The sequence below is a fragment of the Pedobacter sp. BS3 genome (genome assembly GCF_008274585.1).
GTDB lineage: Bacteria > Bacteroidota > Bacteroidia > Sphingobacteriales > Sphingobacteriaceae > Hufsiella_A.
This window is the reverse complement of record NZ_VTRT01000003.1, coordinates 156,690-174,693: the sequence shown is the minus strand read 5'-3', so window position 1 is coordinate 174,693 and position 18,004 is coordinate 156,690. Positions and strand designations below refer to the sequence as shown.

Below are 18,004 nucleotides of genomic sequence, written 5' to 3'. Positions count from 1 at the left end.
AGCAAAGGCCGCTATTACCGGCGTTACAAACGCCGGAGATTGATGCACTCGTTTTGCAAACGAGCGCAAACAGGTTGTGCGTTTCCTATCCCGAACTCACGTTAATCTAGCAAACAAAAAAAGAGTGGTACGAAACCACTCTTTCTTTTCCAATAGGTGTTAGTTAAACCATCATATTAAAACGCATAACGTACCGTTGCTCCATAAGTTCTTGGGTCACCAAGTACACCGGCATACAAACCGGCGTTTCCGGAAGCAGGCTGCAACTGCTCAAAATAATTCTTATTGGTTAGGTTTCTGCTCCAAACAAACAGCGAGAATGCTGCCGACTGGAATCCTAACCGGACATTCAATAAAGAATAACCGTCTACTACCAACACGTTAGAAGGTGTTGCATTTGATGAGTAAGATGAACGGTAGGTAACATCACCCGCAATAAAATACCGGCCTTGTTTATTAATTAAACTACCCGCCGTACTAAATTCCGCACCTCCCGCGGCGTTCCACTTTGAAATTCCCGGTAGTACACCTCCGGAAGCATCCTTGAACGCCACCTGCGTGCTTACACCATCAATTACTTCGGTATGACCGGTTTCTTCCAATGGCAGAGGAGCGTTTTTAAATGATACATATTTACCATCCAGATAGGTAACCGCGGCGTTTAAGGTCAAAAAACGTTCTAACTGGTAGTTTCCTTCAACTTCTAAACCTTTTACATTTACTTTTTCCGCATTGGCCAGATAACCCCTGTTTACACCTAATTGCGGCGATTGAACAGTAGTTTGATAATCCTTAATATCAGAATTGAATGCCGTTACATTGAATATAGCGCCTTTTACCGGTTGGGTTTTAATACCTAATTCGTAATGTTTCACATATTCCGGTTTTACTACCGCTACAGACAGATCCGGATCTCCGGTAGACGTTGTCGGCAATCCACCTACGTTTACACCAACCGGTTTGTAAGCAGTAGAGTAGGTGGCGAAAACGTTAAACTTATCTGCCGGTCTGTAAGACAAGGTTAAGTTGCCCGAAATGTTGTTATTGTGTGTACTGGTATTGAATTTTTGATCGGAATAAACCGCCTTTTTCAGAGCAAGCAAGTCCGGATCTGTAGTTTCCAATCCTCCGTATGTAGTTCTGTTGTAATCAACATCTTTTTTGTCGTAGGTAAATCGTATTCCCGGTAAGATGTGCAGATGCTTTACAAACTCCCAGTCAACCTGGGCAAATATGGCTGTACTTAACGAGTTAATTACCGAATTTGTTTTTATACCGTACCCATCTAGCAGGCCCGGGGTCGAATATTTTGCTTGTTGTCCGTTGTTGCTGGTTTGCACAAACCGCCACTGATCTTTGCCAACCTCTTCGGTTTGGTCTAATCCCTGCAATTTTTGTCCCAGCAGGAAAACGCCAATAACGCCGCTTAGTTTATCATTGATGTTACCTGCATATCTCACTTCCTGCGAATATTGGTCATGGCGGCTATTGCCCTGTGATTTGGTAAGCGCCACCACCTCGGTAAAATCCCTGTCGTTTGTAGGATCCCAGTTCCAGAATCTCCAGGCCGTGGTAGAGGTTAATGTCCCTTTGCCTATTTTATAATCCGCGTTCAGCGATATTCCGCCTATGGATTGATCTTGTTTCCAGGGCGTATTCGTATATATCACTCTTGAAAAAGGATCAACTTTAGTTGGCTGATAGCCCAGATCGGCAATGATCCGGTCGTATTGACGATAAGCGCTTCTTTCGGTTGTAGTAATTCCTGCCACTACCAAAGGATAACCGGCAGGATGCTGAATATTTACGTCTCCGCTTAACAGCAGCTCAAATTTATCGGACGGTGTAAAGTATAATTGCCCTTTAGCGCCCAGGTTATTTAGCCCATTATACCTTCGTTCTTCATTGGCGTTCCAGATCGTACCATCTCTTTGCGTGCCCGAAATGGATATTCTTGCCGCCAGATTTTTTGCTACAGGCCCCGTAACCGATGTTTTAGCCTGTATGTAATTATAGTTTCCGTAGCTAAGCTCTACCTTTGCGCTGGGTATCTGGCTGGGCTTTTTGGTAGTAATGTTAAATGCGCCCGCAGTAGTGTTCTTGCCAAATAAAGTGCCCTGGGGGCCCCGCAATATTTCTATCTGATCTACATCAATAAAATCTACGGCGGTAGCTGCCGGACGAGCGTAGTAAACTCCGTCTACATAAAAACCAACACCCGGATCAATACCATCATTGGTTAATCCAAAGGTAGAGCCCAATCCGCGGATATTGAGCGTAGTGTTTCTGGCGTTTGATGCATATAACTGAACAGAAGGTACCAGCTCCTTTAAGCGGTTTACATTAAAAGCACCCGCATTCTCTGCTGCAGCGCCGCTTACTACCGAGATAGGGATAGGAATATCCTGTACGATTTCTTTTCTTCGCCGGGCTGTAACCACAATTTCCGACAATTGGTCGTCGTTGTCAAGAACTATCTCTAACGGGGTATCAGGTAATGTGCTAACCGGAACTTCTCTTAGTTTATAACCAACCTGGCTAACCAGAAGTGAGAAGGGGGGAGCTTTTCTCAGGGTGATGGTGAACTTTCCGTTGTTATCTGAAATGGCATACGCGGTGGTTCCTTTTATCCGGAGCGTTGTCCCTTCTAAAACCTCGCCTTTGTTGTTTTTAACCGTTCCTGTTAAACTTTGCTGGGCAAATACGGTGCTGCCCCATAATAAAATGAATAAGGTAAAATATAGAAGTTGTTTCATGATTGTTGTGTATGATTAATTGTTGATAATAGATTTAGTGAAATCGGGATTGGATCACGCTTTCAGTGCGTGCTGGTATTTGCCTGCGCCATACAGTATGGCCTGATAAATAGCTTGTAAGATATCATTCGTGTGTATTTGGCTGCAAAAATAATATATTTTATATAAAATCTATATATTTTGTAGATTATATAGAATTATAGGTTTAAGTCGTTGATAATCAGCGATAAAAAATAAACTATGAGCCGGAGATAGGTTGGTTTAGCATTTTAGAAAAGCAGGATTCTGTAATGATGGGTTCCGGTAGTCCGGCTGTACGCTCATACGCCTGCAAGCCTAACCGCACAAGGCCGGTATCCGCTGCCATCCGGTTTAGATAGGGTGGGGCAGTGCTGTACACAGTTTTGGGTTTGATAGCTGAGTTTTGACAACTTTTTAAAGTTGTCAAAACTATCAAAATTGTTGACTTCTCAGCACCTCATTCAAAAATAACAAGGTATGGTTCCAGGCTCTTTTAGCCATTATCTCATTATAATCCGGCGATTTGGGGTCTGTAAATGTGTGCTTTGAATGAGCATAAGTGATGATCTGCCAATCGGCATTGGCTTCATTCATTTCCGCAATCAGGTTGGTCATGATTTCGGGAGTTACGCTCTTATCATCTGCGGGATTCTCAATCAGTATCTTGGTGCTTAATGGGCCGTTTTTCCTGTCGCTGGCTTTGCCAAGCCCGCCATGAATAGACACTACGCCTTGCACCGGGAGATTGGCACGGGCCGCCTCCAATGCTCCTGTTCCTCCAAAACAATAACCGATAACAGCCAGCTTCTGACTGTTGGCGTTCTTTTTTAGCTGCTCTAACGCCAGACTGATTCTTTTCTGGTAGGCTTTGTAATCGTTTTTAAAGCTGGATGATATACGGGCAGCCGCAGCATTATCGGCAGGAATATTGCCTTCACCATAGATATCGGCGATGAATGCTACGTAGCCCTGCTTTTCTAATGCTAACGCGGCATTCTTTGCTTCCTCGTCAATTCCTTTCCAGGCGGGAAGTATTAAAACACCGGGAAGCTTTTTACCTGTGTTTTTGGTTACCAGGCCATTTAGTTTTTGCTGCCCATCCCAGTAGCTAACTTGTTTTAGGTCTTGTGCCATTACCGGAACAGAAAAATATAGCATTACTGCTGATAAGGTTAATATTTTCATGTTGCTATTTTAAATAATAATATAAGCCAAAACAATATAATCACTGCAAAGTTTGACAATAGCATTCCGGCGTACTGAAATGAGGGTGTCTCAAAAGTCCCCTATGGTCATCCTGAGCCTGTCGAAGGATTGGTTCATTATGGCTACAGGCGCTTCCCCCGAGAATTCGGGGGAAGCGTGACTGTAAATAGATGGTTTTACTGACTTTTGAGACACCCTCATTTTTATTAACTGCACTGACCATTGATCAATAAACCGGATTGGAGCGGATACCGGCCTGTGGCTAATGCTTGTGCAGTATAAGCGTAAAGCCGGGCTATCGTGACCGATAGTTGCCGGAACTTGCTTTTCAATAAAAATGAAGAATTTTACGATTGTATTTCTTCCCTGGGTTCGGTTCTGAACACTTTGTCCCAGAAAACGGAGCTTACGCCAAAGCCTTTTTCGGGATATTTGTAATGATGCAGGTGATGGTTTCGCCACAGGGATTTGAGCATTCTGGGCGGCGGGTAGGCGTGTATGGCATAGTGCATGGAGACATACGCCAGGTAGCCCATCAGGAAGCCGGGAAAATAGACAAAGGCGTAATCGCCGTTTCCGGTAAACAGTGCCGACAGTCCGTAAATGAGCGAAAATATAACTGCTGCCAGGATAATGCTGGGTACGGGCGGCATAAACAGGCGCATCCTGTCGCGGGGATATTCATGATGGTTGCCGTGAAATATGTACACAATACGCTGTCCCAACGTTGAGGTTGCCTCGTAGTGGAACAGGTAACGGTGGGCAAAATACTCAAATAACGTCCAGCTGAAAAAAGCCAGCAAAAATAGCCCGGCAATAAAACCCAGCGACCAGCCAAATGCTGCATAACTGTGATAAAGCATCCAGGCCGACAGGGGAATATACATGATATAAATAACCCAGGGGCGGGTTTTTGTGAGACTTTCTAAAAAATTGTTCTGGAATAATCGGGCTTGACCTTTGTTATGTATTTTCTCAAAATGCATACAAAATAAAATTTCTCGGTTACGGATTTGTACTATAAACAATGATGTTTACGCAGATGTTTTTTGATGGGTAAATTTAAAGATATTTGCCTGGTTAATGAACGTCGCATTTGAAGTTTTTACTTAAAAATGATGATGGAAAATGCTGTACATGATACGTTGCAGTGAATTACAGTTGTAAAATATGCAGTCTTATTCTTCAAAAATGGGGCAAATACAAATCCTGCTAAACAGCCAACAAACTAAAAAACTAAGCAACAGACTTCATGGGATTTTCTCCCAGTCTGAACCGTTATCTTTGAAGGCCTGTAAACGCGGTGAAACGGATTTGATATCAGTGTTTTTATAATCGTTTTCTATCAGGCCGTCACGCATACGCACAATACGATGGGCATGTTGCGCAATATCTTCCTCGTGGGTCACCAGGATAATCGTATTGCCTCGTGAATGGATCTCTTCCAGCAAGCCCATGATCTCTACTGAGGTTTTGGTATCGAGGTTACCGGTAGGTTCATCGGCCAGAATAATAGATGGATCATTGATCAACGCCCGTGCTACAGCCACCCGCTGGCGCTGTCCGCCGGATAATTCATTAGGCTTATGATCGATACGGTTTCCCAGACCTACATTCTCCAGAGCTTTTTTTGCCCGCTCGGTACGCTCGCTTTTACTAATACCGGCATAAACTAAAGGCAACGCCACATTATCTAACGACGATGAACGCGGCAGCAGGTTAAATGTCTGGAAAACAAATCCGATCTCTTTATTACGTACCTCAGCCAGCTCACTATCGCTCATCTGGCTTACGTGTATCCCGTTAAGGATATAGTCGCCTTTAGATGGCGTATCCAGGCAGCCCAGAATATTCATCAGCGTAGATTTTCCCGAACCCGACGGGCCCATCAAAGCAACAAACTCACCTTTGTGAATTTCCAGGCTTACAGATTTCAGGGCATAGATGGTTTCTGCACCAATGACGTATTTCCGGCCAATGTCTTTAATGCTGATTAACGGCTTATCGGGCATGTTTTTATTTCTTTAGACACCGGCCAGTAAGATTTGTTACAGAGTTGGTAGCCCAACCCTACCTGAGGGAGGGAGATAGGAGATACAGCCATCTAATCACTAACAACTAACCACTAACCAACCAATTACTGCTTATGAATAACCTTAGCTACCTTAAAATAGTGTTCATCGTGCAAGGGAGCATTTCTAAGCGCTTCTTCAACAGTGATCTCCTTATTTACCACATCCTCGCGGCAAACATTTACGCTGTCTGTCAGGTAAATAAGCGGCTCAACGCCGGTAGTGTCCAGTTCGTTCAGCTTTTCCATAAAATTGAGGATATTGTTCATATCCTTCAGCAGGTTTTCGCGTTCGCTATCGGCAACGTTAAGACGTGCCAGGTGAGCAATTTTATCAATAGTAGCGTTATCAAGCTTCATTTCTAAGTAAAAAGTCAAAAGTTAAAAATTGAGTACAACGAAATCCCAATCAATCTTTGCATCTATGTCCGAAACTCTTTTTGGATAATCCGGAAAACCGTTTCCCGCAAACTATCCTCATCATTTACCGTTAACCCGGATGTTTCTATGGGTTTGTGCACGCAAATATCGCAAATCCCCGGTCTACTTCCATATTTAAAACCATTATCCCACATTTTTTTCCAGGTATCACGTATGGTTACCGGTACAATGGGTATCTGCTGCTCTATGGCCAGCCTGAACGGCCCGTCTTTGAACGAATGTAACACCGGCGGATAAGTATCTCCGATCTTTCCTTCGGGGAAGATGACCATGCTGATGCCTTGTTTCAGATAGGTTTCGGCTCGCTTAAATGCCCTGAACGACGATATTTTACTTTGACGGTTTAAAGGAATATCAATCGTTTTAAAAAACAACCGGGTTACCGGGTTCTCCAACAGCTCATCCTTGCCCATAAAAGCAAAATTACCGGTTATCATTACGCTAACGGCAGATATATCCAGAAAAGACGTATGGTTTGGACAGATAATGTAGGTTTTTGACCAGTCAACGGGTACTTCGTATGAAAAGGAATAAAAAAATCCGGCTGTTGCCGAGCTGATGAATCCTAAAAACCGGCGTACTTTATTCAAACGTGAAAATCGCGATACCTTGCGTGAAAAGTAGTACAAAAGCGGATACAGCAAAAAGAAATATAAGCATACTTCAATAGCGTAAAACCAAAGGTGTACTTTTTTCAAAAGTCGGAGCATAGCGCCATCAAAAATAGAAAAAATACTTACTTTCGCCGTATATGGAAACTGTTGTCAGCGGCATCCGGAGTACCGGAAAACTTCACTTAGGAAATTATTACGGAGCCATTCAGAATTTTGTAAAAATGCAGCATGAGTATCATTGTTTTTTCTTCATTGCTGATTATCATTCATTAACTACCCATCCAACCCCGCAAAACCTGCACGAAAATGTAAAGCACGTACTGGTTGAATACCTGGCGGCAGGCATTGATCCCGAAAAAGCTACCATATATCTGCAATCTGACGTGCCTGAGGTGATCGAATTATATTTATTCTTAAATATGAATGCGTACCTGGGCGAACTGGAGCGAAGCACTTCTTTTAAAGATAAAGTACGGGCACAGCCCAATAACGTTAATGCCGGATTGTTAACCTATCCGGTGCTTATGGCCGCCGATATCCTGATCCACCGGGCAACCAAAGTTCCGGTTGGAAAAGACCAGGAACAGCACCTGGAAATGGCAAGAACTTTTGGTAACCGGTTTAACCGGATGTATAACGTGGACTATTTCCCCGAGCCTTATGCATTCAGCTTTTCTGATAAGCTGGTTAAGGTTCCCGGCCTCGACGGGAAAGGCAAAATGGGAAAATCTGAAGGCGAGGCTAACGCCGTATATCTATCAGATACACCGGAAATAATCCGCAAAAAAGTAATGCGGGCGGTCAGCGATAGCGGCCCAACGGAACCGAACCAGCAAAAGCCCGAAGCTATTCAAAATCTGTTCGATCTGATGAAAATTGTATCCTCCGAAGATACTTATCAGCATTTTGACCAGTTGTATAATTCCTGCCAGATACGCTATGGCGATTTTAAGAAACAACTGGCCGAGGATATGATCATTGCTACCCAACCGGTACGTGAACGCATCCAGGAAATCGCATCAGATACTAATTATCTCCATAAAGTAGCCACCTTTGGCGCAGAAAAAGCCCGTGAAAGCGCCCGCAAAACCCTCACTGCTGTCAGGGAATTTATTGGCTTTAAACGATTCTGAGTATTTATGGCAGGAATAACTTATTTTAGGCCTTTACTTTTACATTAAACCCATGCATATAGCTATAGTAGGTAATATCGGAGCCGGAAAAACTACCTTAACCGAACTGTTGGCCAAATATTTAGGCTGGGACCCGCAGTTTGAGGTAGTTGACCATAATCCCTATCTGGAAGATTTTTACAGCGATATGAAACGCTGGAGCTTTAACCTCCAGATCTACTTCCTGAACAGTCGCTTTAACCAGCTAATAGAGATACAAAAGCAGGATCGTAACATCGTGCAAGACCGTACCATTTATGAAGATGCTTACATCTTTGCCGAAAACCTGCACGAAATGGGCTTAATGACTACCCGCGATTATGAAAATTACCTGTCTATTTTCAGTAATATCACCTCGTTTATTAAGCCTCCCGATCTGCTGATCTATCTGAAAGCCTCGGTGCCTACACTGGTAAACAACATACAACGCCGGGGTCGCGAATACGAAGCCGGCATCCGGCTGGATTATCTCTCCAAGCTGAATGATAAATATACCAAATGGATAAACAGCTACCAGGAAGGTAAATTACTGGTATTAGATAAAGATACGCTCGATTTTGCCAATAACCCCGAAGATCTCGGACTGATCATACAGCGAATTGAACGTGAAATGCATGGACTTTTTTAAGATGGTTGGTTAGTTTTTTAGTTGGTTAGATGGTTAGTTATTAGTAGATCGTAAATCAAAATTCGTAAATCGTAGATGAAAATACTGGGCATTATACCTGCACGTTACGCGTCAACGCGATATCCCGGAAAGCCGCTGATTGAAATCGGAGGCAAAACCATGATACAGCGTGTGTACGAAAAGGCTAAAACCGCCACCCAACTGGATGATGTGGTAGTTGCTACCGACGATGAACGTATTTTGCTGTGCGTACATGACTTTGGCGGCAAAGCTATTTTAACGTCCGATCAGCATCAAAGCGGAACAGACCGTTGTGCCGAAGTCATTAAAAAATTACCCGGTTTTGATGTGGTCGTCAACATCCAGGGCGATGAACCTTTTATTGACCCGGTACAGATTAACCTGCTATGCACCTGTTTCTCAGATCCGCAGACAACACTGGCCACATTGGTAAAAGAGATCACCTCTGCTGATGAACTGTTCAATCCCAATTCGCCCAAGGTAGTTTTAAATAAAGCTTCGCAAGCCATTTATTTTAGCCGTAATCCCATTCCCTATCTCAAAGGAAAAGAGCAATCCGAATGGCTTCGCCAGCAGGTATATTATAAGCATATCGGCATTTACGGTTACCGTAAAGATACTTTGCTGGCCATCACCGGCCTGGAGGTTTCGTCGCTTGAGCGGGCCGAAGGTTTAGAGCAGCTACGGTGGATCGAGAACGGCTATAGCATTAAAGTAGCGGTAACCGATGTGGAAACGCAGGCCGTTGATACACCCGAAGACCTGCAAAAAATATTACGCTCCGGGTTAGTATAACACGGGCAAACCGATTCATCCCGTTTTGCCCGCTGAATTATTAACAGGTTTTTATTTTTAAGGCATCCGTAGTTTTTGACTTTTGATTTTTAACTTTTGACTTCTCAATGGACAGACATCTCATTTTAATTCAGTGTAAAGATAATGTCGGACTGGTAGCGCTCATATCACAAATACTGGCAAGCCATAATCTCAACATTACCGCCATGCGTGAATTTGTAGATGAACAGGCTTCACGCTTTTTTACACGAATTGATTGCATCGGCAACCTCGGCAATGAACAACTGTTGTACACCGAATTAAAAGATCAGCTGCCCGGCGATGCCGGTATCACCATTAACCCCAAAAGCAGGAAAAAAATAGCCATACTGGTTACCAAAGAGTATCACTGTTTAAGCGATATACTGGCCCGCAACTCATTTAACACTTTAAGTGCAGAAGTTAGCTGCGTGATAGGTAATTACAATACGTTAGAGCAATATACCGTACAGAACCAGGTTCCGTTCCATTACATCAGTCATGAAGACAAAAGCAAAGAAGCATTTGAATCAGAAATTGCAGCCCTGTTAACCCATTATAACATAGATTATATTGTGCTTGCCAAGTTCATGCGTATTCTCTCCCCGGCATTTATAGCGCAATTCACCAACCGTATCATCAATATTCATCATTCCTTTTTACCCGCTTTTATTGGCGCCCGGCCCTATAAACAGGCATTTGAACGCGGCGTGAAGCTGATCGGAGCAACCGCACATTTTGTTACTAATGATCTGGACGAGGGCCCCATCATTGCCCAGCAAACCATACCGGTAAACCATACTTTTGGCGTAGCACAAATGGTAACATCCGGTAAAGAGATCGAAAAGGCCGTATTGAGCCAGGCCCTCAAGCTGGTGCTCGAAGACCGTGTTTTTATCACCGGAAATAAAACCATCGTATTTGAATAAAGAATAAAGCCAACAAGTTTTTCAAAATAATTAGAAAAGCAGATGCAGTAAAGCGTTGGCACCGATAGTCCCGTGTTGCGCTCATACGCCTGCAACCCTGCCCCGATACCTCGTGGGGCGTTACGCACAAGGCCGGTATCCGCTGCACCCGGGTTTATTTTTGTTAGGGTAGTGCTACTATGTTTATTTGTAATTCTGTGAAAACATCGGGAACTTTGCTGCGGCCTGTTTTCTGTTAACACAGGCATTGAGAGTTTAGTATGTCTGAATATTGGAAGGGGAATATCTACAAGGCGCTCATTCTGCGTTTAGGTATTATTCTGGTTTTGTTTACGCTTTGCCGGCTGGTGTTTTACCGGGCGAATGCCGGGCTTTTTAACCCGATCGGGATCCCGGATTTCCTGACCATGCTATGGGGTGGGCTGAAGTTTGACATCAGCGCTATTATGTACGTTAACCTGCTGTTTATTGTCAGTCAGATCATTCCTTTCCGGTTCCGGTATGGTAAAACGTACCAGAAAATAAGCTCCTGGATTTTTTATGTAACCAACGGCATTGCGCTTGCCATGAACGTGGCGGATGTTGCCTATTATCCGTTTACGCTGAAACGTACCACATTCACGCTTTTTTCGCAGTTTGCCAACGAGGAAAATAAGGGCCGGCTGCTGTTTAAATTCATTTTTGTAGATTACTGGTATATTACCCTGTTTTATGTTGCGCTGCTGTTTGCCATGGTTTGGCTGTACCGGAAGATAAGGGTGGCTAAGCCCCGGCATTTTGGTTATCCGGCTTATTATTTATCGTCTTTGCTGGCCCTGGTGCTTGTTTCGGGATGTGTGGTGGCTGGTATACGGGGCGGTTTCAGGCACAGTACGCGGCCAATTACCCTGAGCAATGCCGGGGAATATGTGACGCACCCGGATGAAATTAGTATTGTGATCAATACGCCTTTTTCTATTATCCGGACAATTCATACTCAACCCTTAAAAAAGCTGAATTACTTTAGTACTGAACAATTAAACAGTATTTATAATCCGGTTAAGCAACCGGCAGACAGCGTGGGGTTCAGACCAAAAAACATTGTGATCATTATCTGGGAAAGCCTGAGCCGGGAATATGTGGGCAGCTTTAATCCTGACCTGGAACATGGTAACTATAAAGGGTATGCTCCTTTTATAGATTCGCTGAAGCAGCAATCACTGGCTTTTGACAATGCGTACGCTAATGGCCGGAAATCTATTGAAGCGTTGCCTTCGGTAATTTCGAGCATACCGGGTATTAATGAGCCTTTTGTGCTGGGCTATTATTCGGGCAACAAGATAAGCAGCATAGGTGGTTTGCTAAAGCAAAAGGGTTATTATACGGCGTTTTTTCATGGTGCGCCCAATGGCTCTATGGGTTTCTCGTCGTACATTAAGATGGCTGGTATTGAGCACTATTACGGCAAAACCGAATATAATAATGACGCGGATTTTGACGGTATGTGGGGGATATGGGACGAGCCGTTTTTGCAGTATTTCGCTAAAACGCTGAATACGTTTAAGCAGCCATTCTTCAGTGCGGTGTTTACGCTTTCGTCGCATCATCCGTTTAAGGTTCCTGAAAAATATGAAGGGAAATTCCCGAAAGGCACGTTGCCGGTACATCAGGGAATTGGCTATACGGATATGGCTTTAAAGGAATTTTTTGCTACGGCATCAAAAATGCCCTGGTATAAAAATACCATTTTTGTTATTACCGCCGATCATTCGAGCGTGGCGTGGCATGATGAGTATAAAACTTCGCTTGGCGCTTTTGCCATACCGATTTTAATTTTTGACCCTTCGGGCGAGCTGAAAGGAGAAGTGAAACAGCCGGTGCAGCAAGCGGATATTATGCCTAGTCTGCTGAATTACCTGCATTTTGATAAACCGTATTTCGCTTTTGGTAATGATATGATTCATTACCGGCCTGATCATTTTATTGTTCAGTCTATAAACGGGCTTTACCAGGTTATTGCGGGTGATTATGTGCTGCAATGGGATGGTAAGGAAACGGTTGGCTTATATAATTACCGGGAGGATATTTTACTACAGCACAACTTACGCGGCAAGCAGCCTGAGGTACAGCAGAAGCTGGAACAATACATAAAGGCCTTTTTACAGCAATATAACCGGCACATGGTGGATAATGCCTTGGTAGTGAGGTGATAATTGATTGGTTGCGGGTAAATACGGGATGACGGATGTTTTATAAGTAAAGCCGGAGGCTTTAAGGTAAAAGAGCGAAGCCGGAGCTTCGCTCTATCTCGTTGTTTTATTACGGTTTATAAAGAAACATCACTTGCTAGTTCGAGCCTTCGGCTCGGACCTTTTTAGAAATAAAGGCACATGCTAAGCAGGTACGCAATCAGCCGCTTAAGCTTGCGCCCAATGTCATTAAGTTAAGGAATACTGTCATTCTGAACGTAGTGAAGAATCTGTTTTTAGCCCGAATAGATACTTTCTATTATCAGATATGATAAAATGTTTATAGTTCAAAAGGCTTAACTTAATGACATTGGGCTTGCGCCGGTAGTAGGGTTTTGTAGTTATATATATTCACGTATCTTTGTTATGAGGGTGCGAAACATTGATTATGATTTGCGGCATTTTAATATAAAGTTCTAAATTTATTGCTATGAACATTACGATAACTCAGTTATATACTTTATTGAGTGAGAAGGTTGGTAAAGAAACAGCAGAAAGTCTGACAACTTATATTGAGGCTAAAATAGAGCATAGTGTTGTTGATAAAACACAGCATCTTGCATCAAAGGCCGACTTGGCTAATGCTAAAACAGATATGATCAAATGGTTTGTAGGGCTTTTTCTCACATTAGCATTAATGATTATTGGATTGTATTTAAAGCTTTAATCGACCCTTTAAAAGCAAAGGCACAAGTTAAGCCGACACACAGTCAGTTGTTTAAGTTTGATCCGGCGGTGGAAGCTTCGCTCTATTACTTTAATTATTTTATTCTTTTGTAATTTTATAAAAAGCAATTCGGGAACCATCATCATAATCATAGCCTAAATTAGGTACATCAGGGCTAAACCAAATCTCCTGCACACCGAGTGTGCCGACTTTTATGACATAAGTTGTAGCAAGCATTCCTTTTTCCTGATAGACATCGTTTATAGAATATGTTATTGTTACCCATTTTCCATTTAGGGGAGATTTCTGGGTAACCGTCATATTTATAAAATCAAACGTATGATAAGTGACCTCATGTCGGGTTGATACTGTCGTGCCATCAACCTCCTTATCATATAATGTGCTTTTAAATGTAAATTGCCGCCCGGAGAAATTATTCAGATTTACAGTCTCGTTTTCTGCTGGTGAATTATTAGTATACTCATTTTTATTAGATCCGGTACAATAAGCAATGACCAATATTACAGCTATGACAATAAAAAATATTGTTTTTCCCGAGGACGTTTCCTGAGCATCTTTCATAATGTCGCTGTTTAAGCGTTTATTGTTGTCTTCTTGTTCAAAAGAAAAAAATTCGCTGTCAGAGATTTTATAAATATGCCGAAATATATAATACGCCTCTCTAACAATAGCATCAATTGAAGTCTCAGAGAGATCTTCAGTTGTTTTATAGCGGTTTTTGCGATTGGGATCTGAATCTAATTTATATCCAAGTGCCTCTACTTCGATATCCATTTGTTGCGTAATTTTAGAATTGTAGGCAGATGAAATAACTTCGTAATGCAGATAACCGCTGTCTTTTACAAACTGGATATAATAGTCCGAAATATCAGCAACAAGAAAGCAAAAGCCGTCGCTTTTGATCAGATATAGAAGTTTTGTTTTTAGTGCTTTGTAGCTTTCTGGCAGCTCAACAGATGGCAGTTTAATTATATTAGTTTCTGTATTGCTACTATCTGTTAATCGCTTAACTCCGCAGTTCGGACAAAACTTTTCCAGATTATAGAATTTTGTTCCACACGCAATACAAAAGTTATTATTCATTTTAATGGAGATCGATTAGAGCTTTTAATACAAATCAAAGCCCCACGCATTATCTATGATTTTTTCATGTCGTTTCATCCATGTTACAGGAATGAATGACATTGATAGTGTCAGAGAATCCTGTAAAGATATTTTTCCTATCAAGATGTATAAGTAAAGCCGAAGGCTTTAAAGTGACAGAACGAAGCTGGAGCTTCGCTCCATCAGGCGTTTCCTGAGCATCTTTCATAATGTCGCTGTTTAAGTGTTTATTATTGATTCTATGGGTTGAGCTCCGCTCCAACTAATATTTATTGAAGTATCCGGATCAATAACAATAAAGTGAATACTATTTCTGTGTGCAACATCCGACCCTTTAAATTTATATGTTCTGTTAAAGGAGTTGTTTTCATGTGTTATATTGACTATTAATATATCCTCTGCACCTATTTTTGTAGTATCTATTTTATAACTTATTGACTGTCTTTGCCGGGACGAGGGCCTAATAGTTCTGTTTCTTATGATCTCTGTCATGATGTTTGATTTTTTATTCATCCATAATTTTACAACTTAATACCTCACCTGTGGCCTTATCACAATAGGCATAAGCATAACAGTTGTTTACGCCATTAAATCCATTTTTACAACGAAAGTGCATCGTGACAAAAATTTCATCTCCCTTATCTATGTATGTTGTTTCAACGTGTTCAAAACTACTGGGGTCACGTAATCGTGGTTTAACATATTCTACCAATTTTATATGCGAACCATCCCAAGCACTAAACTTTGATTCAATATCTTGTCTGGCTTTATCTGCTGCTTTTTCTGAGGGGCTTTGACTATAGTAACCTATAGCTGCCAAAAGTATGATGCCTATTATACAACCATATTTCTGATTGGAGGTTGGTTCACTACTTACAGAACTGGCTTCGTTATGAGAAGCAAGCATTGTATCGCTGACAAGTTGTATTTGTTCTTCAAAACTGAACTTTTCGTCGCTGTCAACTTTATATATATTGTGAAAAATGTGATGTGCTTCTTCGATAATATTGTTTATTGATGTAATGGATAGATCATCTGTCGTTTTATAATAGTTTGTGCCTTCTTTATTTACTTTATATCCCAATGCTTCAACCTCTGCGTCCATTTGTTGGGTGATTTTGGAATTATTGGCTGATGTCACAATTTCATAGTATAGAAAATCGCTATCTTCTTTTAAAAATTGGATATAATATTCTTCCAGAAGACTGGCGACAATAAATCCTTTATTCTTTACCAGATGCGAAATTCTTTGTTTTAATTCTTTATAGCCTTCTGGTAAGCTTTTGGAGTGACTTTTTTTATTACTCTCTATGCTATTGTCAGTAGTTTCTCGTTTTGTCCCACAGTTTGGACAAAACTTTTCCAGACTATAGAATTTTGCCCCACACGCATTACAAAAATTATTATTCATTTTAATGGAAAGGAATTAGATATATCTAATACAATACAAAGTTCACCGCGTCATCTACAATTTTTTTCATGTCGCTTCCATCAATATTACATGAATAAATGGCATTAGGAGCATCAGCAAATCCTATAAAAATCTTTTTCCCATCGGGAGATATAGCAAAATGTTCGACATAAGACCATGTATGCCCCGATGGTAATGGAATATTTAATTTCTGCTTGTCGGTTCCATCGTTGTTTGCAATCCAAAATGAGCTATTGTCAGAATTGTAGACCATGTATAGTATTTTACTGCTGACGGTGGATGTTTCTTTCGGTTGATCTGCCTTTAGCTGATTTCTTACAGCTTATCTGGAAAATCAGGATAGAGAGCGAAAAGATAAACAGTACAATAGAGCTTAATAATAGTTTTTTCATGAGTTCTTAATTTAGTTCTGCCAAATATTCTCAAACCCGGTTAAAATATTATTTCTCTGCTTGCAAACTTTATGTATATTCGTGCATAATTTATTATAATTATGCGAGCCGCTGGTAAAAAGATTAAGAAATTCAGGGAGTTACGGAATTTTACACAAGGATATGTGGCCGAACGTTTGGGCATAAGCCAGAGCAATTATGCCCGTATAGAAAACGAAGATATAGGCTTGAGTGAAGACCGGTTGCTAAAAATCGCGGATATTTTGGGAACCGACAAGGAATCTATCCTGGGTTTTGATGAACGATATGTGTTTAACTTTAGTAATAATGAGCACTCAACTAATAATAATATAGTGCATCAATACCAGATAAGTCGTGAAATTAAGTAGCTATACGAGGATAAAATAAAGCTGCTGGAAGAACGTATAAAAGAGTTGGAAAGCAGGCTGGCTGGGAAGTAGGCTTGCGGGGGCTTTCTGGTTTGACAGGTTGTTTTTATTGAGTTATTTTCCTGCAGTTTCACATAAGCGTCACGTTAAGAGGCTAAGAGCTCTTGCGTCATTCTACCTGCCGGTATTCGGAATACCGGGACTCCCTTACGTAAAATTAACCTTAACGCGTATGCAAAGGCATCTCGTTTCACTCAGCTTTTGTATTTTAACTTAACACTATATTTGTACACTATGAAAATTCCTATTTACCAGGCCGATGCTTTTACCGGTAAACTATTTGGTGGCAACCCGGCGGCGATTTGCCCATTAGAACAATGGCTGCCCGTTCCTGAAATGCAAAAAATTGCAGCGGAAAATAACCTGGCCGAAACGGCTTTTTTCGTTCCGCAAGGCGATGATTTTGAACTGCGTTGGTTTACCCCGGAGCTGGAAATAGACTTATGCGGACATGCCACACTGGCTACGGCTCATATTTTATATACCGAATTGGGTTATTCAAAAGACACCATACATTTTCATACGCTAAAGGCCGGAACCTTAATAGTTAGCCGCCGGGAAGGATTATACACCCTTAATTTCCCCTCACGGCCAACAGAGCAGGTAGTGTTACCCGGCGGAATGGCAGAAGCCTTAGGCACAGATATACCTGTTGAGTGCCGGCGTGCCCGCGATTATATGCTGGTTTATGAGACCGAAGAACAGATAAAAGCAATAAAACCCGATTTCAACGCATTAAGCCAATTCGACACCATAGCCGTTATTGTTACTGCTCCAGGCAATAACAGCGATTTTGTTTCCCGTTGCTTTGCTCCAAAAGCAGGTATTAACGAAGATCCTGTTACCGGGTCGGCACATTGCAACCTGATTCCCTACTGGGCCAAACGATTGGGCAAAAACAACCTTCACGCCCTCCAGTTGTCATCCCGGCAAGGCGAACTCTGGTGCACCCTGCAAGGTGATCGCGTATTGATTTCAGGTAAGGCCGTTACTTATCTTAAAGGAGAAATATATGTACTTTAGGTTGAGCTTAGGACTG

Annotated in this window: 20 protein-coding genes; 8 read left to right on the top strand and 12 right to left on the bottom strand. The window is 41.9% G+C overall.

The annotated features are described in order from the left end of the window. Positions 1–176: 176 nt before the first annotated feature. The 7 genes from FW774_RS09395 to FW774_RS09370 form a co-directional block, all read right to left on the bottom strand. Complete coding sequence (locus tag FW774_RS09395) at positions 177–2,756, bottom strand: TonB-dependent receptor (RefSeq protein WP_149347929.1); 2,580 nt, start codon at positions 2,754–2,756, stop codon at positions 177–179. 238 nt (positions 2,757–2,994) lie between these two features. After that, positions 2,995–3,123: a hypothetical protein gene (locus FW774_RS20720; RefSeq protein WP_262714435.1), complete on the bottom strand. Its 129-nt coding sequence runs from the start codon at positions 3,121–3,123 to the stop codon at positions 2,995–2,997. A gap of 86 nt (positions 3,124–3,209) precedes the next feature. Next, entirely contained in the window at positions 3,210–3,962 is a 753-nt protein-coding gene (locus FW774_RS09390) for a dienelactone hydrolase family protein (protein ID WP_149347928.1), read from the bottom strand. A 368-nt stretch (positions 3,963–4,330) separates the two neighbouring features. Beyond that, entirely contained in the window at positions 4,331–4,870 is a 540-nt protein-coding gene (locus tag FW774_RS09385) for a sterol desaturase family protein (RefSeq protein WP_242457785.1), read from the bottom strand. A gap of 363 nt (positions 4,871–5,233) precedes the next feature. After that, positions 5,234–5,995: an ABC transporter ATP-binding protein gene (locus tag FW774_RS09380; protein ID WP_149347926.1), complete on the bottom strand. Its 762-nt coding sequence runs from the start codon at positions 5,993–5,995 to the stop codon at positions 5,234–5,236. Between the two features lie 125 nt (positions 5,996–6,120). Further along, on the bottom strand, positions 6,121–6,414 hold the full coding sequence (gatC, locus tag FW774_RS09375) for an Asp-tRNA(Asn)/Glu-tRNA(Gln) amidotransferase subunit GatC (RefSeq protein WP_149347925.1): 294 nt from the start codon (positions 6,412–6,414) through the stop codon (positions 6,121–6,123). Between the two features lie 62 nt (positions 6,415–6,476). Further along, entirely contained in the window at positions 6,477–7,193 is a 717-nt protein-coding gene (locus FW774_RS09370; protein ID WP_317132759.1) for a lysophospholipid acyltransferase family protein, read from the bottom strand. Between the two features lie 53 nt (positions 7,194–7,246). On the opposite strand from FW774_RS09370, the gene trpS reads away from it, so the two are divergent. The 6 genes from trpS (at position 7,247) to FW774_RS09340 (ending at position 13,567) form a co-directional block, all read left to right on the top strand. Continuing rightward, complete coding sequence (gene trpS, locus FW774_RS09365; RefSeq protein ID WP_149347923.1) at positions 7,247–8,242, top strand: tryptophan--tRNA ligase; 996 nt, start codon at positions 7,247–7,249, stop codon at positions 8,240–8,242. A 52-nt stretch (positions 8,243–8,294) separates the two neighbouring features. Further along, positions 8,295–8,909, top strand: a complete 615-nt coding sequence (locus tag FW774_RS09360; protein ID WP_149347922.1) for a deoxynucleoside kinase — start codon at positions 8,295–8,297, stop codon at positions 8,907–8,909. Between the two features lie 75 nt (positions 8,910–8,984). Beyond that, positions 8,985–9,725 (top strand): 3-deoxy-manno-octulosonate cytidylyltransferase, encoded by a 741-nt coding sequence (gene kdsB, locus FW774_RS09355; protein ID WP_149347921.1) that lies wholly within the window; start codon positions 8,985–8,987, stop codon positions 9,723–9,725. Between the two features lie 107 nt (positions 9,726–9,832). Continuing rightward, on the top strand, positions 9,833–10,672 hold the full coding sequence (gene purU, locus FW774_RS09350; protein ID WP_149347920.1) for a formyltetrahydrofolate deformylase: 840 nt from the start codon (positions 9,833–9,835) through the stop codon (positions 10,670–10,672). Between the two features lie 260 nt (positions 10,673–10,932). Further along, positions 10,933–12,861: an LTA synthase family protein gene (locus FW774_RS09345; protein ID WP_149347919.1), complete on the top strand. Its 1,929-nt coding sequence runs from the start codon at positions 10,933–10,935 to the stop codon at positions 12,859–12,861. Positions 12,862–13,330: 469 nt separating this feature from the next. Next, positions 13,331–13,567: a hypothetical protein gene (locus tag FW774_RS09340; RefSeq protein WP_149347918.1), complete on the top strand. Its 237-nt coding sequence runs from the start codon at positions 13,331–13,333 to the stop codon at positions 13,565–13,567. Between the two features lie 99 nt (positions 13,568–13,666). Here FW774_RS09340 and FW774_RS09335 read toward each other — a convergent pair whose 3' ends face one another. From FW774_RS09335 to FW774_RS20715, 5 genes are all read right to left on the bottom strand, one after another. Further along, a complete protein-coding gene (locus FW774_RS09335) occupies positions 13,667–14,671 on the bottom strand; it encodes a hypothetical protein (protein ID WP_149347917.1) in 1,005 nt (334 codons plus the stop codon). Between the two features lie 240 nt (positions 14,672–14,911). Further along, positions 14,912–15,184, bottom strand: a complete 273-nt coding sequence (locus tag FW774_RS09330) for a hypothetical protein (RefSeq protein WP_149347916.1) — start codon at positions 15,182–15,184, stop codon at positions 14,912–14,914. A 13-nt stretch (positions 15,185–15,197) separates the two neighbouring features. Continuing rightward, positions 15,198–16,103: a hypothetical protein gene (locus FW774_RS09325; protein WP_149347915.1), complete on the bottom strand. Its 906-nt coding sequence runs from the start codon at positions 16,101–16,103 to the stop codon at positions 15,198–15,200. Between the two features lie 25 nt (positions 16,104–16,128). Continuing rightward, on the bottom strand, positions 16,129–16,377 hold the full coding sequence (locus tag FW774_RS09320; protein ID WP_149347914.1) for a hypothetical protein: 249 nt from the start codon (positions 16,375–16,377) through the stop codon (positions 16,129–16,131). A gap of 10 nt (positions 16,378–16,387) precedes the next feature. Beyond that, on the bottom strand, positions 16,388–16,516 hold the full coding sequence (locus FW774_RS20715; RefSeq protein WP_262714434.1) for a hypothetical protein: 129 nt from the start codon (positions 16,514–16,516) through the stop codon (positions 16,388–16,390). Between the two features lie 101 nt (positions 16,517–16,617). Here FW774_RS20715 and FW774_RS09315 point away from each other — a divergent pair, with 101 nt between their 5' ends. Both FW774_RS09315 and FW774_RS09310 read left to right on the top strand, forming a co-directional pair. Beyond that, complete coding sequence (locus FW774_RS09315) at positions 16,618–16,905, top strand: helix-turn-helix domain-containing protein (protein WP_149347913.1); 288 nt, start codon at positions 16,618–16,620, stop codon at positions 16,903–16,905. A gap of 294 nt (positions 16,906–17,199) precedes the next feature. After that, complete coding sequence (locus FW774_RS09310) at positions 17,200–17,988, top strand: PhzF family phenazine biosynthesis protein (protein ID WP_149347912.1); 789 nt, start codon at positions 17,200–17,202, stop codon at positions 17,986–17,988. Positions 17,989–18,004: the final 16 nt, after the last annotated feature.

What these genes read in the sequence shown, in the direction of transcription:
- kdsB (WP_149347921.1), top strand. Translation starts at nt 8,985, where the DNA reads ATGAAAATACTGGGCATTATACCTGCACGTTACGCGTCAACGCGATAT.
- FW774_RS09390 (WP_149347928.1), bottom strand. Translation starts at nt 3,962, where the DNA reads ATGAAAATATTAACCTTATCAGCAGTAATGCTATATTTTTCTGTTCCG.
- FW774_RS09335 (WP_149347917.1), bottom strand. Translation starts at nt 14,671, where the DNA reads ATGAATAATAACTTTTGTATTGCGTGTGGAACAAAATTCTATAATCTG.
- FW774_RS09320 (WP_149347914.1), bottom strand. Translation starts at nt 16,377, where the DNA reads ATGGTCTACAATTCTGACAATAGCTCATTTTGGATTGCAAACAACGAT.
- FW774_RS09360 (WP_149347922.1), top strand. Translation starts at nt 8,295, where the DNA reads ATGCATATAGCTATAGTAGGTAATATCGGAGCCGGAAAAACTACCTTA.
- FW774_RS09385 (WP_242457785.1), bottom strand. Translation starts at nt 4,870, where the DNA reads ATGTATATTCCCCTGTCGGCCTGGATGCTTTATCACAGTTATGCAGCA.
- FW774_RS09340 (WP_149347918.1), top strand. Translation starts at nt 13,331, where the DNA reads ATGAACATTACGATAACTCAGTTATATACTTTATTGAGTGAGAAGGTT.
- FW774_RS09310 (WP_149347912.1), top strand. Translation starts at nt 17,200, where the DNA reads ATGAAAATTCCTATTTACCAGGCCGATGCTTTTACCGGTAAACTATTT.
- FW774_RS09380 (WP_149347926.1), bottom strand. Translation starts at nt 5,995, where the DNA reads ATGCCCGATAAGCCGTTAATCAGCATTAAAGACATTGGCCGGAAATAC.
- purU (WP_149347920.1), top strand. Translation starts at nt 9,833, where the DNA reads ATGGACAGACATCTCATTTTAATTCAGTGTAAAGATAATGTCGGACTG.
- FW774_RS09325 (WP_149347915.1), bottom strand. Translation starts at nt 16,103, where the DNA reads ATGAATAATAATTTTTGTAATGCGTGTGGGGCAAAATTCTATAGTCTG.
- FW774_RS09395 (WP_149347929.1), bottom strand. Translation starts at nt 2,756, where the DNA reads ATGAAACAACTTCTATATTTTACCTTATTCATTTTATTATGGGGCAGC.
- trpS (WP_149347923.1), top strand. Translation starts at nt 7,247, where the DNA reads ATGGAAACTGTTGTCAGCGGCATCCGGAGTACCGGAAAACTTCACTTA.
- FW774_RS20720 (WP_262714435.1), bottom strand. Translation starts at nt 3,123, where the DNA reads ATGGCAGCGGATACCGGCCTTGTGCGGTTAGGCTTGCAGGCGTATGAG.
- FW774_RS20715 (WP_262714434.1), bottom strand. Translation starts at nt 16,516, where the DNA reads ATGAAAAAACTATTATTAAGCTCTATTGTACTGTTTATCTTTTCGCTC.
- FW774_RS09330 (WP_149347916.1), bottom strand. Translation starts at nt 15,184, where the DNA reads ATGACAGAGATCATAAGAAACAGAACTATTAGGCCCTCGTCCCGGCAA.
- FW774_RS09315 (WP_149347913.1), top strand. Translation starts at nt 16,618, where the DNA reads ATGCGAGCCGCTGGTAAAAAGATTAAGAAATTCAGGGAGTTACGGAAT.
- FW774_RS09345 (WP_149347919.1), top strand. Translation starts at nt 10,933, where the DNA reads ATGTCTGAATATTGGAAGGGGAATATCTACAAGGCGCTCATTCTGCGT.
- gatC (WP_149347925.1), bottom strand. Translation starts at nt 6,414, where the DNA reads ATGAAGCTTGATAACGCTACTATTGATAAAATTGCTCACCTGGCACGT.